The sequence below is a fragment of the Paracoccus sp. C2R09 genome, from assembly GCF_018860625.1.
Taxonomy (GTDB): Bacteria; Pseudomonadota; Alphaproteobacteria; order Rhodobacterales; family Rhodobacteraceae; genus Paracoccus.
Genome location: NZ_JAHKQB010000010.1, coordinates 44093 through 65670 on the forward strand (window position 1 = coordinate 44093; position 21578 = coordinate 65670).

21 protein-coding genes, 1 pseudogene and 1 riboswitch are annotated in these 21578 nt (G+C 67.6%); of the genes and pseudogenes, 9 read left to right on the top strand and 13 right to left on the bottom strand.

Annotated features, from left to right (window positions below; all coding sequences use genetic code 11):
* Window positions 1-102: 102 nt before the first annotated feature.
* From KO490_RS02750 to KO490_RS02760, 3 genes are read left to right on the top strand one after another with little or no spacing between them, the layout of a single operon-like run.
* Window positions 103-1161: a methionine ABC transporter ATP-binding protein gene (locus KO490_RS02750; protein ID WP_216017876.1), complete on the top strand. Its 1059-nt coding sequence runs from the start codon at window positions 103-105 to the stop codon at window positions 1159-1161.
* Window positions 1151-1825 (top strand): methionine ABC transporter permease, encoded by a 675-nt coding sequence (locus KO490_RS02755; RefSeq protein ID WP_216017877.1) that lies wholly within the window; start codon window positions 1151-1153, stop codon window positions 1823-1825. Before KO490_RS02750 ends, KO490_RS02755 begins: the two co-directional genes overlap by 11 nt.
* 44 nt (window positions 1826-1869) lie before the next feature.
* Window positions 1870-2643: a MetQ/NlpA family ABC transporter substrate-binding protein gene (locus tag KO490_RS02760; protein WP_216017878.1), complete on the top strand. Its 774-nt coding sequence runs from the start codon at window positions 1870-1872 to the stop codon at window positions 2641-2643.
* A 45-nt stretch (window positions 2644-2688) separates the two neighbouring features.
* Here the strand turns inward: KO490_RS02760 and KO490_RS02765 are convergent, their stop codons facing one another.
* The 5 genes from KO490_RS02765 to thiD are packed head-to-tail and all read right to left on the bottom strand — an operon-like array spanning window position 2689 to window position 5988.
* Window positions 2689-3288, bottom strand: a complete 600-nt coding sequence (locus KO490_RS02765; protein WP_216018091.1) for a thiamine phosphate synthase — start codon at window positions 3286-3288, stop codon at window positions 2689-2691.
* On the bottom strand, window positions 3285-4043 hold the full coding sequence (locus tag KO490_RS02770) for a thiazole synthase (protein WP_216017879.1): 759 nt from the start codon (window positions 4041-4043) through the stop codon (window positions 3285-3287). Before KO490_RS02770 ends, KO490_RS02765 begins: the two co-directional genes overlap by 4 nt.
* A 2-nt stretch (window positions 4044-4045) precedes the next feature.
* Entirely contained in the window at window positions 4046-4243 is a 198-nt protein-coding gene (thiS, locus tag KO490_RS02775) for a sulfur carrier protein ThiS (protein ID WP_216017880.1), read from the bottom strand.
* Window positions 4233-5195 (bottom strand): FAD-dependent oxidoreductase, encoded by a 963-nt coding sequence (locus KO490_RS02780; RefSeq protein WP_216017881.1) that lies wholly within the window; start codon window positions 5193-5195, stop codon window positions 4233-4235. Before KO490_RS02780 ends, thiS begins: the two co-directional genes overlap by 11 nt.
* Complete coding sequence (thiD, locus tag KO490_RS02785) at window positions 5188-5988, bottom strand: bifunctional hydroxymethylpyrimidine kinase/phosphomethylpyrimidine kinase (RefSeq protein ID WP_216017882.1); 801 nt, start codon at window positions 5986-5988, stop codon at window positions 5188-5190. The genes KO490_RS02780 and thiD overlap by 8 nt, the downstream gene beginning before the upstream one ends.
* Before the next feature lie 50 nt (window positions 5989-6038).
* Window positions 6039-6141, bottom strand: a riboswitch (TPP riboswitch).
* 212 nt (window positions 6142-6353) lie between these two features.
* On the opposite strand from thiD, the pseudogene KO490_RS02790 reads away from it, so the two are divergent.
* The 6 genes and pseudogenes from KO490_RS02790 to KO490_RS02815 form a co-directional block, all read left to right on the top strand.
* Window positions 6354-8087: pseudogene (locus KO490_RS02790) on the top strand (DEAD/DEAH box helicase); the annotation flags it as partial.
* Window positions 8088-8320: 233 nt separating this feature from the next.
* Window positions 8321-9424 carry an ABC transporter ATP-binding protein gene (locus tag KO490_RS02795; protein WP_216017884.1) on the top strand — a complete coding sequence of 368 codons (1104 nt, stop codon included), beginning with the start codon at window positions 8321-8323 and terminating at the stop codon, window positions 9422-9424.
* Window positions 9425-9503: 79 nt separating this feature from the next.
* Window positions 9504-10574, top strand: a complete 1071-nt coding sequence (locus KO490_RS02800; protein ID WP_216017885.1) for an ABC transporter substrate-binding protein — start codon at window positions 9504-9506, stop codon at window positions 10572-10574.
* A 92-nt stretch (window positions 10575-10666) separates the two neighbouring features.
* Complete coding sequence (locus KO490_RS02805; protein WP_216017886.1) at window positions 10667-11749, top strand: ABC transporter substrate-binding protein; 1083 nt, start codon at window positions 10667-10669, stop codon at window positions 11747-11749.
* A gap of 55 nt (window positions 11750-11804) precedes the next feature.
* Window positions 11805-13103 (top strand): ABC transporter permease, encoded by a 1299-nt coding sequence (locus KO490_RS02810; RefSeq protein WP_216017887.1) that lies wholly within the window; start codon window positions 11805-11807, stop codon window positions 13101-13103.
* A 4-nt stretch (window positions 13104-13107) separates the two neighbouring features.
* A complete protein-coding gene (locus tag KO490_RS02815) occupies window positions 13108-14061 on the top strand; it encodes an ABC transporter permease (protein WP_216017888.1) in 954 nt (317 codons plus the stop codon).
* A 15-nt stretch (window positions 14062-14076) separates the two neighbouring features.
* Here KO490_RS02815 and KO490_RS02820 read toward each other — a convergent pair whose 3' ends face one another.
* From KO490_RS02820 to KO490_RS02855, 8 genes are all read right to left on the bottom strand, one after another.
* Window positions 14077-15021: an AEC family transporter gene (locus KO490_RS02820; protein ID WP_216017889.1), complete on the bottom strand. Its 945-nt coding sequence runs from the start codon at window positions 15019-15021 to the stop codon at window positions 14077-14079.
* A complete protein-coding gene (locus KO490_RS02825; RefSeq protein WP_216017890.1) occupies window positions 15018-15836 on the bottom strand; it encodes an MBL fold metallo-hydrolase in 819 nt (272 codons plus the stop codon). The genes KO490_RS02820 and KO490_RS02825 overlap by 4 nt, the downstream gene beginning before the upstream one ends.
* Window positions 15833-16630 (bottom strand): TatD family hydrolase, encoded by a 798-nt coding sequence (locus KO490_RS02830; RefSeq protein ID WP_216017891.1) that lies wholly within the window; start codon window positions 16628-16630, stop codon window positions 15833-15835. Before KO490_RS02830 ends, KO490_RS02825 begins: the two co-directional genes overlap by 4 nt.
* 20 nt (window positions 16631-16650) lie before the next feature.
* A complete protein-coding gene (locus KO490_RS02835; RefSeq protein WP_303462993.1) occupies window positions 16651-17760 on the bottom strand; it encodes a DNA polymerase III subunit delta' in 1110 nt (369 codons plus the stop codon).
* The gene (gene tmk, locus KO490_RS02840; protein ID WP_216017892.1) at window positions 17757-18353 is read right to left on the bottom strand and encodes a dTMP kinase; all 597 of its coding nucleotides are present in this window, start codon (window positions 18351-18353) and stop codon (window positions 17757-17759) included. Before tmk ends, KO490_RS02835 begins: the two co-directional genes overlap by 4 nt.
* The gene (locus KO490_RS02845; RefSeq protein ID WP_216017893.1) at window positions 18353-19498 is read right to left on the bottom strand and encodes a D-alanyl-D-alanine carboxypeptidase family protein; all 1146 of its coding nucleotides are present in this window, start codon (window positions 19496-19498) and stop codon (window positions 18353-18355) included. Before KO490_RS02845 ends, tmk begins: the two co-directional genes overlap by 1 nt.
* Window positions 19499-19594: 96 nt before the next feature.
* On the bottom strand, window positions 19595-20167 hold the full coding sequence (locus KO490_RS02850; protein ID WP_216017894.1) for a thymidine kinase: 573 nt from the start codon (window positions 20165-20167) through the stop codon (window positions 19595-19597).
* Between the two features lie 77 nt (window positions 20168-20244).
* Window positions 20245-21462 carry a DEAD/DEAH box helicase gene (locus tag KO490_RS02855; RefSeq protein ID WP_216018093.1) on the bottom strand — a complete coding sequence of 406 codons (1218 nt, stop codon included), beginning with the start codon at window positions 21460-21462 and terminating at the stop codon, window positions 20245-20247.
* Between the last annotated feature and the right edge of the window lie 116 nt (window positions 21463-21578).

Here is a 21578-nt window from a genome sequence, read left to right on the forward strand (position 1 = left end):
CGTTTCGATGACGGCCTGCAGCATGCGGGCATGCGGGCTTGAACCTTCGCCTGCTTTCGGGCATCTGCGCCTATCGCGCGACACCGGTTGAACGGGACGAGTATGAGCAGCACCACCAAAGACGCCGCGATCCTGTTCGAGGGGGTCGGCAAATCATTTCCCAAGGGCGACGGCACGCGGGTCACGGCCCTGTCGGGCATCGACCTGGCGGTCCCGCAGGGCAGCATCACGGGCATCATCGGCCGCTCGGGTGCGGGCAAGTCCACGCTGCTGCGCATGGTCAACGGCCTTGAACGCCCGACCGAGGGTCGGGTGACCGTCGCGGGCCGCGACGTGGGTGCCGCGCGCGGATCGGCGCTGCGCCACATCCGCCGCGATGTCGGCATGATCTTCCAGCACTTCAACCTGCTGGCCTCTCGCACGGTGCGCGACAACGTGGCCCTGCCGCTGGAGGTCGCGGGCACGCCCCGGTCCCGCATCCGTCCCCGCGTGGACGAACTGATCGAGCAGGTGGGCCTGCAGGCGCTGGCCGACCGTTACCCCGCCGAACTGTCGGGCGGGCAGAAGCAGCGCGTGGGCATCGCCCGCGCCCTTGCCACCGACCCCAAGGTCCTGCTGTCGGACGAGGCGACCAGCGCGCTGGACCCCGAGACCACGCAGACCGTCCTTGAACTGCTGGCCCGCATCAACCGCGATCTGGGGCTGACCATCCTGCTGATCACCCACGAGATGGCCGTGCTGCGCGACATCGCCAGCCACATGGCCGTGATCGAGGGCGGCAGCATCGTCGAGGCGGGCGAGACGCACAAGGTCTTCACCCGGCCCGCCCATGCGACCACGCGGTCCTTCCTGTCGGGCGTGACCGGTGCGACGCTGCCCGCCTTCATCGCCGACCGCCTGCTGTCCGAACGCCCCGAAGGGCCATCCGAACAGGTGATCCGCGTGACCTTCGCGGGCGATCATGCCACCGATCCCATGCTGTCGCTTCTGGCCACGGAACTGGGCATTTCCGCCAACATCCTTGCCGGCGCGATCGAGGAGGTGGGCAGCCATCCCTTCGGCAACCTGCTGATCTCGGTCGATGCCATGCGCGCCGACGAGGCGCGCGCCTATCTCGAACGCCACGGACTGCTGACGGAGGTGCTGGGCCATGTCCGCTAACCTGATCCCCATCCTGTGGGACGCCACGCTGCAGACGCTCTACATGGTGGCGCTGTCGGCCATCCTCGGCACGGTCGGGGGGCTTCCGCTCGGGGTCTATCTGGCGACCTCGCAGCGGGGCGAACTGCTCAGCAGCCCCTGGGTCAACTGGGTGCTGGGGCTGGTCGTGAACGCCACCCGGTCCGTGCCCTTCATCATCCTGGTCGTCGCGATCATTCCCTTCACGCGGATGATGGTCGGCACCTCGATCGGCACCGATGCGGCCATCGTGCCACTGACCATCGCCGCCATTCCCTTCATCGCGCGCCTGGTTGAGAACGCCATCCGAGAGGTCGATGCCGGCCTGATCGAGGCCGCCCGCGCGATGGGTGCGACGCCCTTCCAGATCATCCGCAAGGTGCTGATCCCCGAGGCGCTGCCCGCGATCACGCTTGGGCTGACGCTGGCCGTGGTCAGCCTGATCGGATATTCCGCGATGGTCGGTGCCGTCGGCGGGCAGGGCCTGGGCGATCTGGGCATCCGCTACGGGTATCAGCGCTTCATGCCCGAGGTGATGCTGGCCGTGGTCGTCATCCTGATCGTGCTGGTCCAGCTGGTGCAATCGCTTGGCGAACGCCTTGCCGCCCGCGTGGACCGCCGCGCCGCCCGAAATCGTGGCAACTGATCCGCCCACGACACGTTTTCCGCAGACAAGAAAGGACCAATCCCATGCTGCGTCTGACTGCATTCACTTCCGCCCTTGCCCTGAGCGCCGCCGCCGCCATGGCCGAGGATATCAAGGTCGGCGTCTCGCCCGGCGAACATGGCGAGATCATGGAAGAGGTGGCCAAGGTCGCCGAGCCCATGGGCCTGAACATCGAGGTCATCGAGTTCTCGGACTATGTCGTGCCGAACCAGGCGCTGGCCGATGGCGATCTGGATGCCAACAGCTTCCAGCACCGTCCCTATCTGGAAAACCAGATGAAGGATCGCGGCTTCGAGCTGGTCGAGGTGGGCACCACCATCACCACCCCGATGGGCGTCTACTCCGACAGCCTGACCGATATCGCGGATCTTGAGGACGGCGCGCAGGTCGCCATCCCGAACGACCCGACCAACGGTGGCCGCGCCCTGCTGATCCTGCAGGATCTGGGTCTGATCACCCTGGCCGAGGGCACGGGCCTGGTCCCCAGCCCGCTGGACGTGCAGGACAACCCCAAGGGTCTGCGCTTCCTGGAACTGGACGCGGCACAGCTGCCCCGTGCGCTGGCCGATGCCGATATCGCGGTCATCAACACGAACTATGCGCTGGCCTCGGGCCTGTCGCCCAAGGACGATGCCATCGCGATGGAGCAGGACAGCCCCTATGTGAACATCATCGTCGTGCAGGACGGCCGTCAGGACGAGCCTTGGGTCAAGACCCTGGTCGAGGCCTATCACAGCGCCGAGGTGAAGGCCTTCATCGACGAGAAATACGAAGGCGCCGTGCTGACCTCCTGGTAAGCCGCGACGCATTGGGATCGGGCCGCCCCAACCGGGCGGCCCGTTTCATTGCGCGGTGACGCGCAGCCATTGCCGGATGCGACCCTCGGGGTCGGGGTTCAACGTGATGTCGGTCACCGCCGACACGATGTCGGCCCCCGCCGCGAAGGCATCCGCCGCCCGGTCCGTGTTCAGCCCGCCGATGGCCACCAGCGGCAGATCGCCCACCAGCCTGCGCCATTCGGCGACCTTGCCCAGGCCCTGTTCGTGCCAGCGCATCTTCTTCAGGATCGTGGGCCAGACCGGCCCGAGCGCGACGTAATCGGGCGCCAGCGCCAGCGCGCGGTCCAGTTCGGCGTGGTCATGCGTCGACACGCCCAGCCGCAGCCCCGCGCGCCTGATCGCGGGCAGGTCGGCATCCTCCAGGTCCTCCTGTCCCAGATGTAGCCAGTCCGCGCCAAGGTCGATCGCCGCCTGCCAATGGTCGTTCACCACCAGCGTCGCGCCATGGTCCCGGGCCATCGCGATGCCGCGCCGCAGATGGTCGCGAATTTCCGCGTCGGGGCGGTCCTTCAGGCGCAGCTGCACCAGCCGGACCCCGAGGGGCAGGGCGCGTTCCAGCCAGTCCGCGCTGTCGAAGATGGGATAGAAGCGCGGCAGTTTCACAGCCATGCCTTTCCGATGACGGGGGTCGAGGGGACGGCCATGTCACGCGGGGCCATCGGATCGGCACCGCGCGCCATGCGTCCGGCCTCGATCGCCTGCCCGAAGGCCTGTGCCATGGCCGCAGGATCGCCCGCCTGCGCGACGGCGGTGTTCAGGAGGACGGCGTCGAAACCCATCTCCATCGCCTCGGCGGCGTGGCTGGGCATCCCGATCCCGGCATCGATCACCATCGGCACATCGGGAAAGGCCGCGCGCAGCATCCGCAGGCCGTGGCGGTTGTTCAGCCCCAGCCCCGACCCGATGGGCGCGCCCCAGGGCATCAGCACCTTGCAACCCGCATCCAGCAGGCGCTGTGCCAGGACCTGATCCTCGGTCGTATAGGGGAAGACCTCGAACCTTTCGGCGGACAGGGTCTCGGCGGCGTCCAGCAGGCCGAACGGATCGGGCTGCAGCGTGTCGGAATGGCCGATCACCTCCAGCTTGATCCAGTTCGTCTCGAACATCTCGCGGGCCATGCGGGCGGTGGTGACGGCCTCCTTCGCGCTGTGGCACCCGGCGGTGTTCGGCAGCACATGGACGCCCAGCCCGCTGATGATGTCCCAGAAGCCCTGGCCGCGACCGCCCTCGCGCCGCAACGACACGGTTGCGACCGATGCGCCGCTGCGGCGGAACGCATCCTCCATGATCGCGGGCGAGGGGTATTGCGCCGTCCCCAGCATCAGCCGCGATGACAGCTCGGTTCCGTAGAACAACATGCTCAGCCCCCCTGCATGGGCGTCAGGACCTCGATCCGGTCGCCATCCTGCAGCGGTTGCGTCGCGCGCGCCGACAGGGGCACGAAATCGCCGTTCACGGCGGTGACGATGCGGGCCTCGGCCCAGCCCAGTTCCTTAATCGCGGCCGCCAGCGTGGCCGAGGCGACGTCGCGGGGTTCGCCGTTGACCTCAATCCTCATGGACAAGTTCTCCTTTGATGTCGTTCAGCAGCAGGTCCGCGGCCTGCCGTGCAAGGGCGGGGGCCAGCAGGAAGCCGTGCCGGAACAGTCCGTTCAGACGCAGGATCCGGCCCGTGCGCGTCACGCGCGGAATGTTGTCGGGATAGGCCGGACGCAGATCGGCCCCGGTCTCGACCAGCTCGGCCTCGGCCAGGCGGGGGTCCAGCGCATAGGCCGCCGACAGCAGCTCCAGCAGGGACCGCACCCGGATGGCACCGCGCGCGGCGCTTTCCAGTTGCGTGGCCCCCAGCATCAGCCGCCCGTCGCCGCGCGGCACGACATAGAGCGGATGGCGCGGATGCAGCAGCCGCACCGGGCGCGTCAGCGTGATCTCGGGGGTGCGGATGACCACCATCTCGCCGCGGACGCCGCGGAGGCCGGGGGCCTCCATGCCGCGCGCGTCGATGACGATGCCCGACAGGTTCTCGGGGGGGGTCTGGCTGCGTTCGACGGTGATCCCGCGCGACGACAGGTCCGCCAGCAGATCGGACAATGCGACGCGCGGGTCCAGATGCGCCTCGGAGGGGAAGAACAGCCCCTCGCGATGGTCCAGATCGGGTTCCAGCGTGGCAATGCCCTGAGCGTCCAGCCGCCTTGCGCCGGTGGTGCGGCGGGCAAACCGGTCCAGTTCGGACCGGTCGCGTTGCAGGGCGATGACCAGCGTGCCGCGATGGGTGACGGGGGTGATGCGGGACCAGGCCTCGGCGGCCTCGCGGCCCAGCCGCGTGATGACGGGTTCCGCCGTCGCGCCTTCGCATTCGGGGGCCAGCATTCCGCCCGCCCACCAGGAACAGCCATGCGGCCCCGGGGCCCCGTTCCGGTCGAGGATGCGGACCTGTGCGCCGCGCCGCGCCAGTTCATGCGCCGCAAAGAGACCCGCCACGCCCGCGCCGATGATCGTGACCTCAATCATGCCAGACCGCGTGGAAATGGTGAACGGGACCATGCCCCTGGCCGATCTGCAGACCGTCCGCCGCAGCGATCGCCCCCTGCAGATAGGAATGCGCCGCCTGCACGGCCTCGGGCATCGCCATCCCGCGCGCAAGGCCCGCCGCGATGGCCGCCGACAGGGTGCAGCCCGTCCCATGGGTGTTCCGCGTGTCCCGGCGGGGCGCGGTCATGCGCAGCGTGCCGCGATGCGTCACCAGCAGGTCGGGACAGGTATCGCCCGCCAGGTGGCCCCCCTTCATCAGCACCGCCCGTGCGCCCAGATCCAGCAGCGCACGCCCCTGATCGGCCATCTCGGGTTCCGATGCGGCATCGGTGCAGCCCAGAAGGCAGGCGGCTTCGGGGATGTTCGGCGTCAGCAGATCGGCGCGCGGCATCAGCCGGTCGCGCAGGGTGCGGATGGCCGCGGGGCGCAGCAGCGCATCCCCGGATTTCGCGATCATCACGGGATCAAGCACGACCGGCATCGCATCGGGCAGACCTTCGGCCACCGCCTCGATGGCGGCGGCGCAGCCCAGCATCCCCAGCTTGATCGCGCCCACGTCCAGATCGTCCAGAACCGCCGCGATCTGTGCCGCGATCATGGCGGGGCTTGCGGGTTCGACCAGGCTTACGCCGCGGGTGTTCTGCGCGGTGAGCGCCGTCACCACGCTGGCGCCATAGACGCCCAGGGCCGAGAAGGTCTTCAGATCCGCCTGTATCCCGGCGCCCCCGCCGGAATCGGAGCCTGCGATGGTCAGGGCAATGGGGGTCTTCACGTCGTCCTCCTGTCGGGCAGAGGCGACGGAGGATCTGGCGCGGGCGTCCCGCGGCGATCTGAACCGTTCCCTCCGCCGGTGCAAACCGGATCAGGTTCGATGGGTTGGCATGACGCCTCTCAGCCCCCGGACGGGGCACCCCAACGGTCGTTGCGCGAAGGCTAGTCCCCGTGTCGCGGGCGTTCAAGGGGAAAAAATGGAACACCGGGCGGATGGGGCATGGACTTTGACGGCCCCAGGCCCTAGAAGGCGCGCTTCGGTGCCGCATGTCCAAGGCGCGATGGCCCAGGGCTTGGGGCGGATCGCAAGGGCTGGGGGTGCCACCCATCGGGGTTCATGACGTTCCCCCACAATTGGCGATTTCAATGACCGACCATAAACTTCCTGCACCGCTTGCCGCGGCGCTGGCCGAAAAGGGCTATGACAGCCTGACCTCCGTGCAGACCGCCGTCCTGGAAGAAGAGGCCCAGGGCCGCGATCTTCTGGTTTCGGCACAGACCGGTTCGGGGAAAACCGTGGCCTTCGGCCTGGCCATGGGCCCCGAAGTCCTGAAGAACGACACCCTTCCCGAGGCCGCCCTGCCGCGTGCGCTGGCCATCGCGCCGACGCGCGAACTGGCGCTGCAGGTGGCCCGCGAACTCAGCTGGCTCTATGCCGGGGCGCGCATCGCGACCTGCGTGGGCGGGATGGATTACCGCAACGAACGCCGCGCATTGCAGCAGGGCGCCCAGATCGTCGTGGGCACGCCCGGGCGTCTGCGCGACCATATCGACCGCGGCGGTCTGGACCTGACCGCACTGAAGGTCGCCGTCCTCGACGAGGCCGACGAGATGCTGGACCTGGGCTTCCGCGAGGACCTGGAATTCATCCTGGGCGCCGCGCCCGAAAGCCGCCGCACGCTGATGTTCTCGGCCACGGTGCCGCCCGCGATCGAGGCGCTGGCCCGCGACTTCCAGAACGACGCGCTGCGCATCAGCGCCATCGGTGAATCGCGCCAGCATGGCGACATCTCCTATCGCGCGATCACGGTCAGCGGCCGCGACCGCGAACCGGCGATCTTCAACCTGCTGCGCCTGCACGAGGCCCAGACCTCGATCATCTTCTGCAAGACGCGCGCCAACGTGAACCACCTGCTGTCGCGCATGTCGAACCGCGGCTTCAAGGCCGTCGCCCTGTCGGGCGAGCTGAGCCAGCAGGAACGCAACCACGCGCTTCAGGCACTGCGCGACGGCCGCGCCCGCGTCTGCATCGCGACCGATGTCGCGGCGCGCGGCATCGACCTGCCGGGCCTGGAACTGGTGATCCACGCCGATCTGCCGACCAACCCCGAAACCATGCTGCACCGTTCGGGCCGCACGGGTCGGGCAGGGGCCAAGGGCGTTTCGGCGCTGATCGTGCCCGTGGCCGAACAGTCGCGCGCGCAGCGTCTGCTGCAACGCGCCCGCGTCGTGGCGGAATGGGCGCCCGCACCCACCGCCGAAGAGGTCGAGGCCCGCGACGAGGCCCGCCTTCTGGACAGCCCCGCGCTGAACGACCCGATCGGTGACGACGCCGCCAACATCACCGCGCTGATGGAGCGTTTCACCCCCGAGGCGCTGGCCGCCGGCATCCTGCGCCTGTGGCGCGAGGGTCGTCCCGCCCCCGAAGAGGTGACGCCGGTTCAGCCGCGCACATCGACCGACCCGCGCGCACCGCGCGAAGCCCGCGAACCGCGCCCCGCGCGCGAGATCGGGCCCTCGGTCTGGTTCAAGCTGACGGTCGGGCGCACCGGTCGTGCCGAACCCCGCTGGCTGCTGCCCAAGATCTGCGATGCGGGCGGGATCGGCCGCGAATCCATCGGTGCGATCCGCATCCGCCAGGATGACAGCTTCGTCCAGATCGCGGCCAAGGACGCCAAGCGCTTCGGCGAGGCATCCGAGCTGACCGACGAGATCTCGATGATGCGGATCGAGGGCGAGCCCGACCTGACGCCGGAACCGCGCCGCACGCCGGGCAGCAAGCCCGCCAAGTTCCAGCGCCCGAACAGCCGCCCCGGTCCGGGCAGCAAGGACGGCCCCCGTCGCGACGGCAAGAAGCCGCATCGCAAGGGGCCGAAGAAGGCCTACTAAATACTTGGACTGACGACTGAAATGACCGCTGCCCGTTCCTCGGGCAGCGGTTTGCCTTTTGCGGGGCAGCGAAAGATTCCGCACCGCTTCACCCCCGATCCGGGGCTGTGCGGGTCCGGCCCTTCGGCGCAACCATGTCGCAAATAATGTTGCCAGCTCGGCTCGGGGGCGCTTAACCTTCCGAACAAGCGGCAGCGAAAAGCCGACAACAGGGAGAGCGCCTATTGCTGGACGACCGTAATGGCGACGCATTCGTCGCCTTCGAGCATGTGCAGAAGAGCTATGACGGACAGACGCTTGTCGTGAAGGACCTGAACCTTGCCATCGGCAAGGGCGAATTCCTGACCATGCTGGGCCCGTCGGGGTCGGGCAAGACGACCTGCCTGATGATGCTTGCAGGGTTCGAGACCGCCACCCATGGCGACATCCGCCTGGACGGACGCCCCATCAACCAGGTCCCGCCCCACAAGCGCGGCATCGGAATGGTCTTCCAGAACTATGCCCTGTTCCCCCACATGACGGTGGGCGAGAACCTGTCATTCCCGCTGGAAGTGCGCGGCATGACCAAGGCTGAACGCGAGGGGCGGATCAAGCGCGCGCTGGACATGGTGCAGATGGGCAGCTTCGCCAACCGCCGCCCCGCCCAGTTGTCCGGGGGGCAGCAGCAGCGGATCGCCCTGGCGCGTGCGCTGGTCTTCGATCCCGAACTGGTGCTGATGGACGAACCGCTCGGGGCGCTGGACAAGCAGCTGCGCGAACATATGCAGTTCGAAATCAAGCAGTTGCACGAGGATCTTGGAATCACGGTCGTCTATGTCACCCATGACCAGGGCGAGGCGCTGACCATGTCGGACCGCATCGCGGTCTTCAACGACGGGCGTATCCAGCAGCTTGCCCCGCCTGCGCAGCTCTACGAGGCGCCCGAGAACAGCTTCGTCGCGGGCTTCATCGGGGAAAACAACGCCCTTGCCGGCGTGATCGAGGATCTGCAGGGCGACAAGGCGCTGGTGCGGCTGGATGGCGGCGGCCTGATCGACGCGACCGCCGTGAACATCCGCGAGAAGGGTCAGCGCACCACCGTCTCGATCCGCCCCGAGCGGGTCGAGTTCAAGCCCGAGATGATGTCCCCCGACGCCCATACGATCGAGGCGCGGGTGCTGGACGTGGTCTATATGGGCGACATCCTGCGCGCCCGGCTGTCGGTGGCGGGCAGCGATAATTTCGTCATCAAGATGCGCAACACGATCGGCCAGACCCGGCTGCAGCCCGGTCAGCACATCCGCATCGGCTGGCACCCCCAGGACGCCCGCGCGCTGGACCCCGTCTGAGCGCGCGACGGCCCGCCGCCGGAACGCGGCCAAGAATGACGGCGAAATCGCCGCATCCATCATCTTCGGGAGTTTTTCGATGAAACGTATTCTGATGCTCGGCACCGCCATCGGCCTGGTCGGTGCGCCCGCCATGGCCGAGGTCAACCTGCTGTCCTGGGGCGGTGCCTACGGGAACAGCCATCTCGAGGCCTATGCCAAGCCCTTCATGGCCGAAACGGGCACCGAGGTGGTGATGTCCGATGCCGACAACCCCGCGACGCCCATCAAGGCGCAGGTCGAGGCGGGCAACGTCTCGATCGACGTGGCTTCGGTCGAATATGCCGACGCGGTGCGCCTGTGCGACGAAGGTCTGGTCGAACCCATCGACCCCGCGATCCTGAAGGCGGCCGATGACGGCACCGAGGCGATGGACGATTTCATCGAGGGCGCGGTCACGGAATGCTTCGTGGGCACCGATGTCTATTCCATGGTGCTGGCCTTCAACGACGACGCGTTCAGCGATGCCAAGCCCGCGACGCCTGCCGATTTCTTCGATCTCGAAGGTTTCCCGGGCAAGCGCACCATGCGCAAGGGCGCCAAGTTCAATCTTGAGCTGGCGCTGATGGCCGACGGGGTTCCCGCCGCCGATGTCTATGCGACGCTGGACAGCGACGAGGGCGTGGACCGTGCCTTTGCGAAGCTCGACAGCATCAAGGACGAGGTGATCTGGTGGGAGGCCGGCGCCCAGCCGCCGCAGCTTCTGGCGGATGGAGAGGTCAGCATGGCCTATGCCTTCAACGGGCGGATCTTCAACGCCGCGCAGGCCGACGGCCAGCCCTTCGAGATCATCTGGGACGGCCAGATCTACGAGATGGAAGGCTGGGTGATCCCCGCAGGCGCGCCGAACATGGAGGACGCGATGGAGTTCGTGGCCTGGACCACGGCCCCCGCGCCGCAGGCCCGTGCGGCCGAATTCATCAGCTATGGCCCGCCGCGCCGTTCGGCCGCCGCGATGGTCGGCAATATCGAGGGCACCGATCAGCCGATGGGTCCGCATCTGCCGACGACCGATGCCAACATGACCAACGCGCTCGGGTCGGACCTGGAATTCTGGGTCGATCACGATGCCGAACTGAACGAGCGTTTCAACGCCTGGCTGGCCGGCTGACGCGAATGCCGGGCGGGGTCGCCCCGCCCGGACCGGCCCCCGTGACGGGGCCAATGACAGGGCGCGACAGACGCCCGAACCAATAGGGAGAAATGCACGTGAAATCGACGCTTATCCTGTCCACCGCATTGGCCGGGCTGGCCTTTTCGGCCGCGGCCCAAGAAGTCAACGTCGTCTCGTGGGGCGGCGCATATGAAAAGAGCCAGGTCGAGGCCTACAACAAGCCCTTCGCCGCCGAGACCGGCATCAAGGTCAACATGATCGCCGCCGACAATCCGGCCACGCCCCTGAAGGCGCAGGTCGAGGCCGGCAACGTCTCGGGCGACGTCTTCGACATCGAGGTCTCGGACGCGATCCGCCTTTGCGACGAAGGCGCCCTGGTCGAGATCGACCCGGCCAGCCTGCCCGCCGCACCCGACGGCACCGCCGCGAGCGAGGATTTCGTCGAGGGTGCGCTTCTGGACTGCGCGGTCGCCAATATCGTCTGGGGGACCGTCATCTCCTACAACACGACGAAGTTCGAAGGCGACGCCCCGACCAGCGCCGTCGATTTCTTCGACACCGAGACGTTCCCCGGCAAGCGTGGCCTGCCCAAGAACCCCAAGCGCACGCTGTATCTGGCGCTGATCGCGGACGGGGTCGCGGCTGCCGATGTCTATGACGAACTGGGCAGCGACGAGGGCGTGGAACGCGCCTTCGCGAAGCTGGACACGATCAAGGACGATGTCGTCTGGTGGGAAGCAGGCGCGCAGCCCGTGCAGCTTCTGGCCGACGGAGAGGTCAGCATGACCACCGTCTATAACGGGCGCATCTTCGACGCGATGGTGGCCGAGGGCCAGCCCTTCGAGGTGATCTGGGACGGGCAGTACATGGACATGGACATGTTCGTGATCCCCAAGGGCGCGCCCAACCCCGAAGCCGCGATGGATTACCTGAAATTCGCGACCGACACGCAGCGGCTGGCGGATCAGGCGAAATACATCGCCTATGGTCCGGCGCGGCAATCCTCGGCCGATCTGGTCGGCCTCTATCAGGATGGCAAGACCGAGATGGCGCCGCATATGCCGACCAGCCCCGAGGCGCTGGAGAATGCCGTCATGGACGATCCGGAATTCTGGGCCGACCACGATGCCGAGCTGAGCGAGCGCTTCAACGCCTGGCTGGCATCGTCCTGATCACGCGGGCCGCCGCGTTCGATGCGCGGCGGCCCCATAAATTCTCGGGGAATACATGGCGAACGCAGCCCTTGATCCACATGCAGCCATCGCCACGACCGCATCGGGTGCGCCCGACCGGCTGACCACCGCGGATGGCCGGCCGCTGGTGCGGGCGCTGGCGCGCAGCCAGTCGAAGGCCCGGCGCCGCGCGTTCCTGCTGGTCGCGCCGCTTCTGGCCTTCATCCTGATCACCTTCGTCGTGCCCATCGGGCAGATGCTGCAGCGGTCGTTCCACAATGACGGGTTCTCGGCCAACATGCCGCAGATCTCGGCCTGGTTCGCCGAAACCCCTGCGGGCACCGTTCCGGACGATGCTGCATGGACGGCGCTTGCCGCCGACCTGACCGCCAGCGCCGAGGCGCGCAGCATCGGGGTTGTGGGCACGCGCATCAATTACGACCTTGCGGGGTCGCGATCGCTGTTCACCTCGACCGGGCGCAAGGTCCGCCGGGGGATCGAGCCGCCATATCGCGACGCCCTGCTGGAGATGGACGAGGATTGGGGCGACCCGCAGCTGTGGTCCGCGATGCGCGGCGCATCCAGCGCGGTGACGGGCAACTTCTATCTGGCCGCCGTGGACCGCACCCGCGACGAGGCCGGCAAGATCGTCCAGGTCGAGGAGAACCGCCGCATCTACGTCACCCTGTTCTGGCGGACCTTCTGGCTGTCGGGGCTGATCACCGCGCTGACCTTCGTGCTGGGCTTTCCCATCGCGCATCTGCTGGCGACGCTGCCGATGCGGAAATCGAACCTGCTGATGATCCTGGTTCTGCTGCCCTTCTGGACTTCGCTTCTGGTCAGGACGACCAGCTGGATGGTGCTGCTGCAGCAGCAGGGGGTGATCAACGACATCCTCGTGTGGCTGGGCATCATCGGGGACGGCCAGCGCCTGCAGATGATCTACAACCAGACGGGCACGATCATCGCGATGACGCATATCCTGCTGCCCTTCATGATCCTGCCGCTCTATTCCGTGATGCGCACGATCAACCCCTCCTATGTCCGGGCCGCGCGCAGTCTGGGCGCGACCAGCTGGACCGCGTTCCGACGCATCTATTTCCCGCAGACGTTGCCGGGCCTGGGGGCGGGGGCGATGCTCGTGTTCATCCTTGCCGTCGGCTACTACATCACGCCCGCGCTGGTCGGCGGATCGTCGGGGCAGCTGATTTCCAACATGATCGCGATGCACATGACCGATACGTTGAACTGGTCGATGGCGGCCGCCCTTGCCGCGCTGCTGCTGGGCGCGGTCCTTGCCCTCTACTGGCTGTACGACCGGCTGGTGGGCGTCGATAACCTGAAGCTGGGATAAGGCCATGGCAGTTCCGACCTATGCGACCCCGCTCGAGCGGATCTGGCACTACGCCTATATCGCGATCTGCGCGGCGATCTTCTTCTTCCTGATCGCGCCGATCGTGGTGATCATCCCGCTGTCCTTCAACGCCGAGCCCTATTTCACCTTCACCGACAAGATGCTGGAATTTGACCCCGAGGGGTACAGCATGCGCTGGTACGACAGCCTGCTGACCTTCGGGATGACGGCGCCGGACGGTCCGCGCGACCTGTCCTGGTGGGGCGATGCATGGGCCAATGCGAAATGGGTGCAGGCGGCCAAGAACTCGATCATCATCGGGGTCTTCTCGACCATCCTTGCCACGGTGCTGGGAACGCTGGCCGCGCTTGGCCTGTCGCGCCCGGAAATGCCGTTCCGGCGGGCGATCATGGCGATCCTGATCTCTCCCATGATCGTGCCGCTGATCATCACGGCGACGGGGATGTTCTTCTTCTACTCGAACCCGTGCGAGCTGCTGACCCTGTTCGGGCTGGACCCGCAATGCGGGCGCCTGGCCGGCACCTATCTAGGGGTGATCTTCGCACATGCGACGCTTGGGATCCCCTTTGTCATCATCACGGTGACGGCGACGCTGGTGGGGTTCGACCAATCGCTGAACCGTGCGGCCGCATCGCTCGGGGCCAGCCCGCGGCGGACCTTCTTCAGGGTGACGATGCCGCTGATCCTGCCCGGCGTGATCTCGGGGGCGCTGTTCGCCTTCGTCACGTCCTTCGACGAGGTCGTGGCCGTGCTGTTCATCGCCGGGCCCGATCAGCAGACCATTCCGCGCCAGATGTGGAACGGCATCCGCGAACAGATCAGCCCGGCGATCCTGGCGGTCGCCACGCTGCTGGTGGTCTTCTCGATCGCGTTGCTGACCACGGTGGAACTGCTGCGGCGGCGGTCCGAACGCATCCGGGGCGTCACCCCGCACTGAAACGGCGACTGGCGGTCAGGGAAGGATCGCCAGCCACATCCAGATCGTCAGGATCGAGGCCGCCGTGGCGACAAGAACGGTCGAAGCCGCCACACGCTTGGCCACGCCATAGATGTTGGCAAAGAGATAGGCGTTCACCCCCGGCGACATCGCCGCCGTCATCACCGCCGACCGCATCCCCGCCACGTCCAGCCCGAACAGATGCCCCAGCCCGAAGGTGATGGCAGGGTGCAGGATCAGGCTGGCCACGCAGCACATCGCGATGGTCGCCATGTCGCCTTCTGGGCGATAGCGGTGCAGGATGCCGCCCAGCCCGAACAGCGCGGCGGGCAGGGCGGCCCGCGCGATCATGTCGACCGCGTCCCAGAACCCCTGCGGCATGACAAGCCCCGCGTGGATCAGCACGTTCATCGCCATCCCGGCCATGATGCCGATCACCATCGGCGTGCGCAGCACACCGCTGACCGCCCGCAGCGCCACGCGCCCGATCGACAGGTTCTGGCCGCGGGCGCGCGTGAACTCCATCACCGTGATCCCGAAAGTATAGAGCATCGGCGAATGGATCGAGATGATCGCCCAGTTCCCGGTCAGCGCTTCGGGCCCATAGGCCCGTTCGGTGATCGGCACCCCCAGCAGCAGCGAGTTCGAGAAGAGGCAGACGAAGCCGATCGCCACGCTGTCCATTGCGGGCCGCCCGAACATGTATCGCGCGGCGGCCCAGCCCAGGCCGAAGCTGGCGAAGGCGCCGACATAGAAGGGCAGCAGCAAAGGCAGGCGGAATTCCGAGCCGATATCAAGCCGCGCGATCGAGGCGAAAAGCAGCGTCGGCACGGCATAGTTCTGGGCGAAGGTCATCAGCCCGTCGACCGCCCCTTCCTTGAACCATCCCAACCGCGCCACGAGGTAGCCGAACCCGACGATGAGGAACACGGGAAGGATGATCGTGAAGAGGGCGCTCATAATGCGTGCACAAGCTCCGGTGGGTTGCTGTCGGTCTCGATCACCATGCCGTCGAAGGCGGGCAGGACGTGGTCGGGCGTCGCGCGACCCACGGCGGCATAGTCCATGTCGATATGCATGTTCGTCAGCACGGCGCGCGGATTGCGGGCGCGCGCGATCCATTCCAGCGCAAGGTCCAGATGGGCGTGGCTGGGATGGGGTTCATGTCGCAGCGCGTCGATGATGAAGACGGGCGCATCCTTGATCAGCGGCCAGGCGGCATCCGGGATCGCGGACACGTCGGGCAGATAGACCAGCCCCCCGATCCGGAACCCGAGCGCGGTGATGTCGCCATGCTGGACGCGGAAGGGGATCAGCGTGACCGGGCCACCGGGGCCGTCGATGGTGATCTGCCCCTCGATCAGGTTCAGGTCGCAGATGGGGGGATACTGGCTGCCCTCGGGCGTCTGGAAGACATAGGCGAAGCGTTCGACCAGCGCATCGGCGGTGGGGCGGTCGGCCCAGACCGGCAGGATGCGCCGCGCGTTGTAGACCAGCTGACGCAGATCGTCGATGCCGTGGCAGTGATCGGCATGGGCATGGGTGAAGACCACCCCGTCCAGCGTCGCCACATCCGCGTCCAGCAGCTGCGGAACCAGGTCGGGGCCGGTGTCGATCAGCACCTGGGTCGTGCCGCCTGGTCCGTCGCGTTCGACCAGCAGGGAACAACGGCGGCGACGGTTCTTCGGCTCGGACGGGTCGCAGGCGCCCCACCGGTTCCCCAGCCGCGGCACGCCGCCCGACGATCCGCAGCCGAGGATCGTCGCGCGGATCACGATGCGGCCTTCGCGAACAGCCGGTCGAAATTGGCGGTCGTCCGCGCCGCGAACTCGGCATAGTCCAGCCCGAAGACTTCGGCCCCGACGGCGGCGGTCCTGGCGACATAGGCGGGCTCGTTGCGTCTGCCGCGATGGGGCGGCGGCGCAAGGTAGGGGCTGTCGGTTTCCACCAGGATGCGGTCGATGGAGGTGGCGGCGAAGATCTCTCGCAGGTCCTTGGACCGCGGGAAGGCCGCGATCCCCGACATCGACAGGTAGAAGCCCAGATCCAGCGCCGCATGGGCCAGCCCGGCCGAGGAGCTGAAGCAGTGCATCACGCAATCATATGCGCCCGCGCGGTGTTCCTCGGTCAGGATGCGGGCCATGTCGTCATCGGCGTCGCGGGCATGGATGATCAGCGGCAGGCCCGTCCGGCGCGCGGCCTCGATATGGATGCGCAGGCTTTCCTGCTGCGCGCGCGCGCTTTCGGCGGTATAGTGATAATCCAGCCCGGTTTCCCCGATGCCCACGAATTTCGGATGCTGTGCCAGCGCGACCAGCTGATCGACCGTCGCCATCGGCTCGTCCGCAACGCTCATCGGATGGGTGCCCGCTGCATAAAAGACGCCTTCATGCGCCTCGGCCAGGGCACGCACCTGCGGTTCCAGCCGCAGCTTCGTGCAGATCGTCACCATCCGCGTCACGCCCGCCGCGCGGGCACGTTCCAGAAGCGCGTCATGTTCGCCGTCGAAATCCGGAAAATCGAGATGGCAGTGACTGTCGACGATGGGGGCCGGGGCCGTATCCTGCATGGGCTGTCCCTTGTCTGTTGCTACGGATGGGGCGGGGCGGATTGGGCGGGCGGCAGCTGCGCAAGCTCCAGCACCATATCCATGACCAGCGCGGAAGGGTCAAGGTTGACCGCCCGACCGGCGCGCGCCCGCGCGGACAGCCGCGCCTGCGCATCGGCCCATGCCCGCGCGGCCATGTCGTCGGCCGACAGCCGCGCCATCAGCGCGCCTTCGCCCCGCGCGGCCTGGGGCAGGGGCGCACCCATCAGTCCCGCGCGCGCAAGCCGCGTCAGGAAACGGTCGATCACCGTGATGGTCAGGTCGAACGGATCGCCCGTCGCGGTGGCGCGACCCGCCGCGCCATCCGCGAATTTCGATGCTGCCAGCCGGTCCATGCGCGGAAGCGTCGCGAACAGGTCCACCAGCTCCTGGTATCGGTCCAGCCCGTCCTGGCCCGCAAGGCGCAGCGCCTCGCCCACGGAACCGTCGGACAATGCCGACAGCGCCTCGGCATCCTCGTCGATGCCCATGTCGGTCAGGATATGCGCCATCTGGCCGGGGTTCAGCGATTGCAGCCGCAGCGTCCGGCAGCGCGACCGGATCGTGGGCAGCAGGCCCGCGGGCTGATGCGCGACGATCAGGATGACCGCATCGGCGGGCGGTTCCTCCAGTACCTTCAGAAGCGCGTTCGCGGCCTGGGGGTTCATGTCGTCGGCCGCGTCGATGATCGCGACCCGGCGTCCCCCTTCGGCGGATGACAGGTGGAAGAAGGACAGCAGCTTGCGGATCTCGTCCACGGTGATCTGCGCGGACAGCCGCCCGGCCTTGTCGTCCCAGGGCCTGCGGATCAACTGCAGGCGGGGTTCGGCAAGCGATGCGATGCGGCGGATCTCGGGGCTGTCGGGATCGGTGCGCAGATCGGGGCTGCTGCCGCCCGAGATCAGCCAGCGTGCCATGGCCCAGGCCAGCGTCGCCTTGCCCACCCCGCGCGGCCCGGTCAGCATCCAGGCGTGATGCAGGCGGTTGGACAGCGCGGCTTCGGTGAATGATGCGATCGCGGCATCATGGCCCAGCACGCGCGGCGCGTGGCGGGGATGAGGCGCACCCGGAACGCGGTCGGCCTCGGGGATATCCGCGATCTCGGTCTTCACAGGGCCTGCCTGACGCGGGCCGCGACCTGTTCGGGGGTGCCGCGTCCGTCGATCAGGCGCACGCGGTCGGGATATTCGGCGGCAAGCGCCCGAAAACCCTGCGCAAGCCGCTGCTGGAAGCCGAGGCCCAGGCTCTCGAACCGGTCCTCGGGGCCGCCACGCGCCTGGCCGCGGGCAAGCCCGGTCTCGGGGTCGATGTCGATCACGAAGGTGCGGGCGGGTTCGGTGCCGATCATCAGACCGTGCAGCTGATCGACCAGCACCCGCAGATCGCCGCGCGCCGCACCCTGATAGACGCGCGTGCTGTCGGCGAAGCGGTCGGTGATGACCGTCCGGCCCGCATCCAGCGCGGGGCGTATCAGCCGTTCCATGTGGTCGCGGCGGGCCGCGGTGAACAGCAGGCACTCGGTCTCGGGGGACCAGCGTTCGCCCGCCCCCTCGACCAGAAGGCGGCGGATCTCCTCGGCGCCGGGGCTGCCGCCGGGTTCGCGGGTCAGGACGACCTCGCGACCCTCGGCGGTCAGCGCATCGGCCAGAAGGCGCGATTGCGTGCTCTTGCCGCAGCCGTCGATGCCCTCGAAGCTGATCAGCATCAGCCGGTGACGGCGTCGATGGCGCGTTGGCCCAGCTGCATCACCGCGCCCTTCAGCCGCCCGAGGAAGCCCGCCTCGGGGACGTCGGCGGTGGCGACCAGCGGGGTCACGGTGTCGCGCGTGCCGGGGATGGTCACGACCAGTTCGCCCAGCTTGTCGCCCTTGGCGATGGGCGCGGGAAGGGGGCTGTCATAGACGACCTGCACATCCACCTGATCCTGCGCGCCCGCCGGCACGAGGACGTTCACGCCGTTTTCGGTCGTCAGGCCCACGCGGGTGGCGGTGCCCAGCCAGACGGGGGCCTCGACCACGGTTTCGCCCGCGGGAACCAGGTTCTGCATCGTGAACTGGCGGAAGGCCCATTGCGCGATGCGTTCGGCCTCTTCTGCGCGGGCGTCGTCGGTTTCAAGCCCGCTGATGACGAAGATGACGCGGCGGTCATCCTGCTTGGCCGACCCCACCAGGCCATAGCCTGCTTCCTGGGTATGGCCGGTCTTGAGGCCGTCTGCCCCGATGCCCAGCCGCAGCAGCGGGTTGCGGTTGAAACGGTTGGCCGGTGCGCGATCGTCGAAGCGGTATTCGGCCAGACCGAAATACTGGTAGTATTCGGGGAATTTCTGGATCAGCAGGCGCGCAAGGCGGCCCAGATCCTCGGCCGACATGCGGTGTTCGGGATTGGGCCAGCCGGTCGCGTTGCGGAACGAGGAATGTTCCAGCCCGATCTGCTTGCCGCGTTCGGTCATCTGGCGGGCAAAGGCCTCCTCGGTCCCGGCAAGGCCTTCGGCCACGACGACGCAGGCATCGTTGCCCGACAGCACGATGATGCCCTTGATCAGCTGTTCGACCGTGGGGCGGTCCAGCTCGTTGAGGAACATCGTCGATCCGCCCATCTGCCGCGCGCGGGTCGAGACGGGAAGCTGCGTGTCCAGCTGGACGCGGCCTTCCTCGATCGCCTCGAACAGCATGTAGAGCGTCATCAGCTTGGACATCGACGCGGGCGGGATCGGCGTCTCGGCATTCTTTTCCATCAGCACGGTGCCGGTCTGAACGTCGAAGACCCACGCGGCCTTCGCGTTGGTGTCGAAGGCCTGCGCGGGGGCCGCCAAGCCCAGCACGGCCGCGCCCAGAAGCAGGAATGCGCGCATCTTGAAGTCCCTTCGCATGTTTGCGCCGATGGTTACATCATGCCCCGCCGCGCCGCAACGCGGGGCAGGGGATTGATGCACAGATTTGATCGGGTTTCACTCGGCCATCGCCTCGCGCCAGTGCCTGCGGCAGAGCGAGACATAGGTCTCGTTCCCGCCGACCTGCACCTGCGCGCCTTCGGTGATGGCCCGGCCCTGGTCGTCCTTGCGCACGACCATGGTGGCCTTGCGCCCGCAATGGCAGATGGTGCGCACCTCGCGCATGTCGTCGGCCAGGGCCAAAAGTGCGGCCGATCCGGGGAACAGCTCGCCCCGGAAATCGACGCGCAGGCCATAGCACATGACGGGGATCTTCAGATCGTCGGCCACGCGGGCCAGCTGCCAGACCTGTTCGCGGGTCAGGAACTGCGCCTCGTCCAGGAAAATGCAGGCGCAGCCGGTGCCGTGTTCGGAAATCAGCGCGAAGAGGTCGGTGGACTGGCCGAAGACCGTCGCATCCGCGCCGATGCCGATGCGGCTGGCGATGCGCCCCGCGCCCGCGCGGTCGTCCAGCGCCGCCGTCAGCAGCAGCGTGTCCATCCCGCGTTCGCGATAGTTGTAGGATGCCTGCAGCAGCAAGGTGCTCTTGCCGGCATTCATCGTGGAGTAGTTGAAATAGAGCTTCGCCATGGCGCCAGCAGATAGCCGCGCGGGACGGGCTGCTCAAGCGAAAGCCGCGGGGGATGCCCGCGGCTTGTCTGAGTGTCTTAGCGCTTGGGGGCGTTGCCCGGACGGCGCGTGGGGCGCTTGTTGCCGCCCTGGGGCGGGCGACCGCCACCGCGACCGCCGCGCTTGGGCTCGGCCGGGGGTGCGGTCCAGGGGTGACCGCCGATCACGTTGATCTGGGTCTTCATCGCCTTCTCGATGGCGCGCAGCTCGCCCATCTCGGCGGGTGCGCAGAAGGCCACGGCGCGACCCTCGCGGCCCGCACGCGCGGTCCGGCCGATCCGGTGGACATAGTTCTCGGGGACGTTGGGCAGGTCGTAGTTGTAGACATGCGCGACCTCGGGAATGTCGAGACCCCGTGCGGCGACATCGGTGGCGACCAGGACATGCGTCTCACCGGCGCGGAAGGAGGCAAGCGCACGCTCGCGCTGGCCCTGCGATTTGTTGCCGTGGATCGCGGCGACCTTGAAGCCCCACTTGTCCAGCAGCTTGGCCAGCTTCTCGCAGCCGTGCTTGGTGCGGCCGAAGACCATCGCCAGTTCGCCCACATGCTTGGACATGTATTCCGACAGCAGCGTCGCCTTGTCGCCCTGGGGTGTGAAGTGGACGCCCTGCTCGATCTTCTTGGCGGCCTGACCTGGAGGGTTCACCGCAACCTTGGCGGGGTTCGTCAGATAGGTGTCCGACAGTTCCTGCATCAGCTTCGGCATGGTGGCCGAGAACATCAGCGTCTGACGTTCCTGCGGCAGCATCCGGGCGATCTTGCGCAGGGTGTGGATGAAGCCGATGTCCAGCATCTGGTCGGCCTCGTCCAGCACCAGATAGGTGGTGGCCGACAGGTCGATGGCGCGACGCTCGATCAGGTCCATCAGGCGACCCGGCGTGGCGATCAGCACGTCGACGCCCTTGGACATGCGTTCGGTCTGCACGTTGATCGACGCACCGCCGACGACGCGGAAGCTGCGGATCGGCGTGCCTTCGGCATAGGCGTCGATATTCGTGGCGATCTGGGTGGCCAGTTCGCGGGTGGGGGCCAGGATCAGCGCGCGGCAGGTGCGCGGATCGGGCTTCTTGCCGAACTTGATCAGGCGCGTCAGCATGGGCAGGCCGAAGGCCGCCGTCTTGCCGGTGCCGGTCTGGGCCAGGCCCAGCACGTCGCGGCCCTCGACCACATGGGGGATGCCCTGCGCCTGGATCGGCGTGGGGTTCGTCAGGCCCATGGCGGCGATGTTCGCGTTGATGCGCGCATCGATGCCCATGTCGAAGAACGGACCTTCGGGCAGCGGATCGCGCGAGGGGGCGCGGCGGCCGTCATTGGCGGCGACATGATCGGTGGGCTTGCCGCGACGGGGGCGGCGGCGGGTATCGGACTGGT